General features: G+C 71.2%; 3 protein-coding genes and 1 pseudogene. All 4 read left to right on the top strand.

The window, feature by feature from the left end; all coding sequences use genetic code 11:
* A pseudogene (locus tag JF597_RS50645) lies at window positions 1–683 on the top strand (FxsB family radical SAM/SPASM domain protein); the annotation flags it as partial.
* A gap of 128 nt (window positions 684–811) precedes the next feature.
* A complete protein-coding gene (locus JF597_RS50640; protein WP_079140748.1) occupies window positions 812–1,525 on the top strand; it encodes an AAC(3) family N-acetyltransferase in 714 nt (237 codons plus the stop codon).
* A gap of 89 nt (window positions 1,526–1,614) precedes the next feature.
* Complete coding sequence (locus JF597_RS50635; RefSeq protein ID WP_176742336.1) at window positions 1,615–2,943, top strand: TIR-like protein FxsC; 1,329 nt, start codon at window positions 1,615–1,617, stop codon at window positions 2,941–2,943.
* Window positions 2,940–6,863: an FxSxx-COOH system tetratricopeptide repeat protein gene (gene fxsT / locus JF597_RS50630; protein WP_294013147.1), complete on the top strand. Its 3,924-nt coding sequence runs from the start codon at window positions 2,940–2,942 to the stop codon at window positions 6,861–6,863. Before JF597_RS50635 ends, fxsT begins: the two co-directional genes overlap by 4 nt.
* The last annotated feature ends 233 nt before the right edge of the window (window positions 6,864–7,096 follow it).

The raw sequence follows: 7,096 nt of genomic DNA, 5'->3' as shown, positions 1-7,096 counted from the left end.
CCGTGGTGAGCGCACGGGGTCTCGACGTCCGCACCGCCGACGGAACCCTCTTCACCGTCGGCGACCAACCCACCCAAGCCTGGCGGCCGTTGACAGTACTGAAGGTGGCGGCCACCGAGCCGCTGCTCATCGACGACGCCGACCCCCGCCGTGCGGTCTACCCGGCACCCGTCACCGCTCCACTGGCCCCGGACGAGCTCGCCGCGTTCCGTGAGCGGTTGCGGACGGCCTACGAGCTCCGCGCGGAACAGGTATCCGCGGCCGACGACGAGCGCAACGCACTGCGCGTCGACGCCATCACCCCGCTCGTAGCCGGAGCCGGGGTGCGGCTCGCCGAAGATGGTCTGGGCGGGCTCGGTGTGGCCGTCGACTTCGAACCCGCCGCGTTCGTCCGGGAGTTGCCGCGCCTCGGACGCCGGGCCCGGCTGGCCGCCCTGCGCGCGACGACCGATCTGCACGTGCCGGGCAACCAGGCCGGCCGACTGCTCACCGAGGCCGTCGACGCCCTGGGGGACGTGGCCTACTGGGGCCCTGAGACCCCCGAGGGCCTCCAGTCCCTGGCCCGAGCCGGACGCGCCCTGGCCGCCCTGACCGACCTGCCCGACCGGGACCTCACCGAGAGCGGCGAGGTACTGGCCGCGGAGCTACGCGAGGAGTGGACCACGATCGCGGGGCGACCGTGACGAACGCTGCTCCCCCGGCGGCCACACCGAACATCGGACACCACGACACCCGCCCCGCGGCCCACACCCGCGTCGACCAACTAGCGCTCATGCTCGCCGAGTTACCCATCCGCCCCGGAACCCCCCTCATGGTGCACGCCTCCCTGAGCGGGACCGGTCTGTCCCCCACCCAGGTCCGCAACGCACTGCTCGACGCACTCGGGCCGCGTGGCACGCTCGTCGTGCCCGCCTTCACCCCCGAGAACTCGGACGGCTCCCGCGCTCACCGGGCCCTCGTCGCGCACCTGAGCGCGGAGGAGGCCGAGGCGTTCCGTGCGTCGATGCCCCCGTTCGAGCCGGACGCCACCCCCTGCCCGTCGATGGGCGCTCTGGCCGAGTGTGTGCGGACCACTCCGGGAGCCGTGCGCAGTGACCATCCGCAGACCTCGCTGGCCGCGATCGGCCCCCGGGCGGGTGAGCTGCTCGCCGGGCACGACCCGCTCTGTCACCTCGGCGAGCGTTCGCCGCTCGCCCGGCTGTACGCCGCGAACGCGCAAGTCCTGTTGCTGCGCGTGGGGTTCGAGGCATGCAGCGCCTTCCATCTCGCCGAGTACCGCATGACCCCGAGACCGCCCCAACGGCTGTACCGCTGCGTGGTGGGCGAAAAGGGGAACTGGTTCACGTACGAGGATCTGGCCCTGTACGACGGTGATTTCGCGGAGGCGGGCGCACGGCTCCCGGATGAACTCCTCGTACGGCGGGAATGGGCCGGAAAACCGGTCACGCTCTTCGACATGAGGGCCGCCGTCGACGACGTACGCGATCAATTGTCCAGATATCGCTCCCGGAATGACCTGAATTAAGTGAACCGTCCAGGCACTTGGTCAGGCACATTGTTCTTCCGGTTCCAGGTGGCTCCGGCTACGGGGTCATCGACGCGCAGGGGGGCGTGTTGGACACACCTGACGGAGAGTGGGGGCAGGTCCCGGCCGAGGGGCAGCCCTATTTCTTCCTCAGCTACGCCCACACCCCGCCGTGGGGGTCGGGCGGCGGCGACCCCGATCACTGGGTGCACCAGCTCTACCGGGACCTGTGCAACCACATCATGGCGCTCACCGATCTGCCCGCCGGCGCCGAAGTCGGCTTCATAGACCGGGAGATGGGCTCCGGCGTGGGGTGGCCGAGGAAGCTCAGCGAGAACCTGGCCCGCTGCCGGGTCTTCGTACCTCTGCTGTCACCGCGCTACTTCACCAGCGAGATGTGCGGCCGGGAACTGTTCGCGTTCAACGAGCGCCTCCTGCATGCCAGGGCCGCCGGCGGACGCGAGGTGTCCGCCATCGTCCCGGCCCTGTGGACGCGCGTCGACTTCCACCAACTGCCGGACTCCATACGGCACATACACCTCGACCGCACGACCTTCGGCGACCGTTACGCGACCAACGGCTTCTACGGGCTCATCAAACTCAGCAGGCTGCGCGACGAGTACGAGGAGACCGTCCTCACCCTCGCCCAGCGGATCGTCCAGGTGGCCGAGGAGTGGCCGCTGCCGCCCGGCCGGCTGCGCGACTACGAAACGACACCGAGCGCGTTCCGGCCGCGCGGCGAGGAACCGCGGCACATCCATCTGACGGTGGCCGCGCCCAGCCGCGACAGCGTCCCCGAGGACCGGGATCCGCGCCCCTACGGCGAGGACGCGCTGGACTGGAACCCGTACCACTCCGAGTCGACGCGTCCGCTGCCCGCCCTCGCGGAGGAGCTGATCCGCTCGCTGGACTACCGGCCCACGGTCTCCTCCTTCGACGACGAGGACACCGACGGCCCCCTCTCGCCCGGCACCGGCGAGGAGAGCGGCAAGACCGGCCGGCCGCGCATCCTGCTCGTCGACCGGTGGACGCTGACCGACGAGGAACGGCGGCGCAGGCTGAAGGCGTTCGACGCGCAGGCCCAGCCGTGGGTGAGCGCGGTCGTCCCCTGGAACCGGGCCGACCTGCAGTGTCACGGCGACGAGGGACAGCGCCTGACCACGGAGTTCGAGCGCACGCTTCCGCTGCTGCTGGAGCGCGGCAGACGCACCGACTGCCGTACCGCGGTCAACGGCGTCCCCACCCTCAAGGCGTTCACCGACGTGCTGCCCGCCGTCGTGGCGCACACCACCCGGCAGTACCTCAAACACGCGGAGGCCCATCCGCCGCCGGGTCCGCACGTGCCCAGGCCCCGTCTGCTGGGCCCCATCCAGCCGCCGTACCCGGAAGGCGGACCCGACCACGGAGGAGAAGCATGACGGGCCCGCGCGACGGACGTGTCATCACTTTCTACTCGTACAAGGGCGGTACGGGCCGCACCATGGCCCTGGCCAACACCGCGTGGATCCTCGCGGCCAACGGCAAACGCGTGCTCGCCGTGGACTGGGACCTCGAGGCCCCCGGCCTGCACCGCTTCTTCCACCCGTTCCTGGACCCCAAGGCGCTGTCGGCCACCCCGGGGGTCATCAACATCATCCAGGACTACGCCTGGGCCGCGACCACGGGCACCCAGCGCCCCGACGACTGGCACCTGGCCTACGCCCAGGTCGAGCAGCACGCCGTGTCCATCCGGCCCGAGCGCTTCGACCTGCACTTCCCCGAGGGCGGCTCCCTCGACTTCCTCTCCGCGGGCCGCCAGGACCGGGCCTACTCGGCGGCGGTCACCTCGTTCGAGTGGGACAACTTCTACGAACGCCTCGGCGGCGGCACCTTCCTCAGGGCGCTCAGGGCCAGCATGAAGGGGACGTACGACTACGTCCTGATCGACAGCCGCACCGGTCTTTCGGACAACGCCGACATCTGCACCATGGAGATGCCCGACGTCCTGGTGGACTGCTTCACCCTCAGCGACCAGGCGCTGGAGGGGGCGGCGGTCGTCGCCCGCAGTGTCGAGGAGGGCTACCGACCGCGCCGGATACGAGTCCTGCCGGTGCCGATGCGCATCGACGAGGGCGAGAAGGAGAAGGTCGACGCCGGCCGCGCGCTGGCCCGGATGCGGTTCGAGGGGCTGCCCAAGGGGGCGGACGGCCGGCCGCTGACCCAGGAGGAACTCAGCGCCTACTGGGGCAACGTCGAGATCCCCTACCGCCCGTACTACGCCTACGAGGAGACCCTGGCCACCGTCGGCGACGAGAGCGGCATCGCCAACTCGCTGCTGTCCGCCTTCGAGCGGCTCACGGCCGTCATCTCCGACCGCGAGGTCACCTCGCTGCCGCAGATCCCCGAACCGGTCCGACTGCGCTGCCGGGACGCCTACCTCAGGCGCCGGCCGCTGACCAGCGTGGCCGATGTCGTGGTCGCGTACGCGGCGGAGAAGCGGATGTGGGCCGACTGGGTCGAGTACCTCCTCAAGCGGGCCGGCTGCGAGGTCACGCTGCACGAGATCTCCACCGGTCCGGTCGAGCCGGCGGAGACGACCGCCCACACCGTGGTGCTGCTGTCGAAGACCTTCCAGGAGTCCCGGTACGCCGACTCCGTCTGGCGTGCCCTCGGCGAGCGGACCGCCCCGGACGGCGCCCGCAACTCGGTGGTGCCGCTGCGTGTCGAGGAGGTCCCGCTCCCGGAGCCGTGCACCGACCTGCACCGGCTCGACGAGACGGAGTGCGTGGCCGCGCTCCAGCGCGCGCTGGACCTCCCGTTGCAGCAGGCGGAGAACAGCCCGTCGGCCCCCCGTTTCCCCGGCATCACCCCCGGCATCTGGAACGCGCCCCAGCGCAACACCACCTTCACCGGCCGGGCCCCGATCATGGACCGGATCCGCACCCAGCTGGGCGACCTGTCCGGCCCCCCGCAGCCGCAGGCACTGTTCGGGCTGGGCGGCGTGGGCAAGACCCAGCTCGCCATCGAGTACGTGCACCGCTTCATGGCCGACTACGACCTGGTCTGGTGGATATCCGCCGAACACGTCGACGACGTGGTCGCCTCGCTGGCCGAACTCGCCCCGCTGATCGGCGCGACGGGCCCCGAGGAGGACATGACGAAGGCCAGCCAGGAAGCCGTGCAGCGGCTGTCCCGGGGGCTGCCGACCAAGCGCTGGATCCTGGTCTTCGACAACGCCGGCGACCCCGCGGAGCTGGCCCGCTACTTCCCCACCGGGGACGGCGGGCACATCCTCGTCACCTCCCGCAACCAGGCCTGGTCGCAGCACGGGGCGTCCCAGCAGATCGACGTCTTCGAGCGCAAGGAGAGCATCGAGCACCTGACCCGGCGCCGCGAGGACGGCCTGACGGCTCAGGACGCCGACCGGGTGGCGGAGGCCCTCGGAGATCTGCCGCTGGCGGTCGAACAGGCGGCGGCCTGGCTGGCCGAGACCGCCACCCCGATAGAGGACTATCTGCGACAGCTGGCCCGGCAGACCACCGAGGTGCTGGACCTCAACCAGCCGCCCGACTACCCGCGGACGGTCGCCGCCACCTGGAACGTGTCGATCGAGCAGTTGGAGAAGCGATCACCCGCGGCCGTACGGCTGCTGCAGTTGTGCGCCTTTCTCGCACCCGAGCCGATCTCCCAGCAGCTGCTCTACAGCAAGGAGATGATCACGGCGCTCAAGCCGTACGACCCCTCGCTCCAGGAGAGCCTGCTGCTCGGCCGGGTCATCCGCGAGATCGGCCGGTTCGCGCTCGCCAAGGTCGACCAGAAGACCAACAGCCTCCAGGTGCACCGGCTGGTGCAGGCGGTGATCCGCGCCCAGATGCCCGAGGAGAAGCAGCAGGAGGCCCGGCACGTCGTGCACACCGTCCTGGCGGGCGCCCGGCCCGACGGCGACGAACCCATCGACGACCCGGCCACGTGGCCCCGCTTCGCCGTCATCTGGCCGCACCTGGCCGCTTCCGACGCCCGCAACTGCCGTGAGGCCGACACCCGTCGACTGCTCATCGACCGGGTCCGCTACCAGTGGAAACGCGGTGACTTCCTGGCCGCGAGGCGCCTCGCGGAGGACCTGCTCCAGCACTGGAGTCCGGTGCTCGGGGAGGACGACGTCTACTACCTCTACCTGCGTTTCCACCTCGCCAACGTGCTGCGCTCGCAAGGGCGTTACGTGGAGGCCCGGGAGATAGGCGAGGACCTGCTGGACCGGCAGCGCCGGGAACTCGGCGAACAGCACCCGCACACGTACGCCACCATGTCCGGGCTCTCCAGCGACCTGGCGGCGCTCGGCGAGTACACGAAGGCGGTCGAGCTGGCCAAGGAGGCGCACAACGGCTTCAGCGAGATCTTCCACGAGTCGCACCGGCGCACCCTCAGCGCGGCCAACAACCTCGCTCTCGCCCTGCGGATGGTGGGCAACTACGGCCAGGCACGCGGCATCGACCAGGACACGCTCGACCGGCGCACGGCCGTCCTCGGCCCCGACCATCCCTACACGCTGGCCTCGGCCGAGCGCCTCGGCCGAGACCTCCGAGAGGTCGGGCGGTACGCGGAGTCGGTGTCCATCCTGTCGCGGGCGTACGCGGCCCACAAACGGATCCTGGGCAGGGAGTTCCCCGGCACCCTGCGCTGCGCCAAGTCCCTGGCGGTGTCGCTGCGCCGCAACGGCCAGCTGGAGGACGCCCGTCGGCTGACCGAGACGACCCGAAAGCAGTACAAGGACCAGTACACGGCCCCGACGCCCGACTCGCTCGCCTGCGACCTGAACCTGGCGGCGGACCTGTTCGCGGCCGACGAACGGGACCGGGCCCGCGAGGTGGCCCAGGAGGTGCTCGCCGAGTACATGAAGGTGCCGGGCGAGGCCCACCCGTACACCCAGGCGGCGTTGAACAACCTGGGGATCTTCCACTGGGGCTGCGGGGACCTGGACGAGGCGGAGGCGGTGTTCCTCAAGGTGCTGCCCCGCATGACGGAGGTGCTGGGCGAGCACCATCCGCACACCGTGTTCAGCAGCGTGAACTACGCCAACGTCCTCTACGACCAGCGCCGCTTCGAGGAGGCGCGGGAACGGGACGAGGCGGCGCTGCCAGTGCTGCGCGAGGCCCTCGGCCGCCACCACCCCGAGACGCTCGCCGTGGTCACCAACCTGGGGCTCGCCCTGCGGGCCCTCGGCCGTGACGGCGAGGCCCGCGCGCTGCGGGACGACGCGCTGGCGGAACTGCGCCTGCTGCTAGGGGAGGACAACGGCATCACTCTGCTGGCAAGCCGTGAGCGGCGCATCTACCGGGACCTGGAGCCCCTGTCGGTGTGATCCGGGCCGGAGCGGCGCCGCCGAGTGAGGCGGCGCCGCCCCGTCACCCGTCCGCCCCGTCACCCGTCCGCCCCCATCCGTCCGCCCATGCGCTCCTCTGCGAGCCCGGCCGCGAGCCCACCAGTCCGCCGGCCCGCTCGTCCGCCCGCCCCTCCGCCGGCCCGCCCATTCGTCGACGCGTCCGCCAGTCCGGGCGTCCGCGTGCGTCAGTTCGTCCGCGCTTCGGCGAGCAG

This window comes from Streptomyces sp. (assembly GCF_019510245.1).
Taxonomy (GTDB): Bacteria; Actinomycetota; Actinomycetes; order Streptomycetales; family Streptomycetaceae; genus Streptomyces.
This window is presented reverse-complemented; position numbering and strand designations above follow the sequence as displayed.

Bases quoted from the DNA above. Each gene is read 5' to 3' on its own strand.
- JF597_RS50640 (WP_079140748.1), top strand. From the start codon at position 812: ATGGTGCACGCCTCCCTGAGCGGGACCGGTCTGTCCCCCACCCAGGTC.
- fxsT (WP_294013147.1), top strand. From the start codon at position 2,940: ATGACGGGCCCGCGCGACGGACGTGTCATCACTTTCTACTCGTACAAG.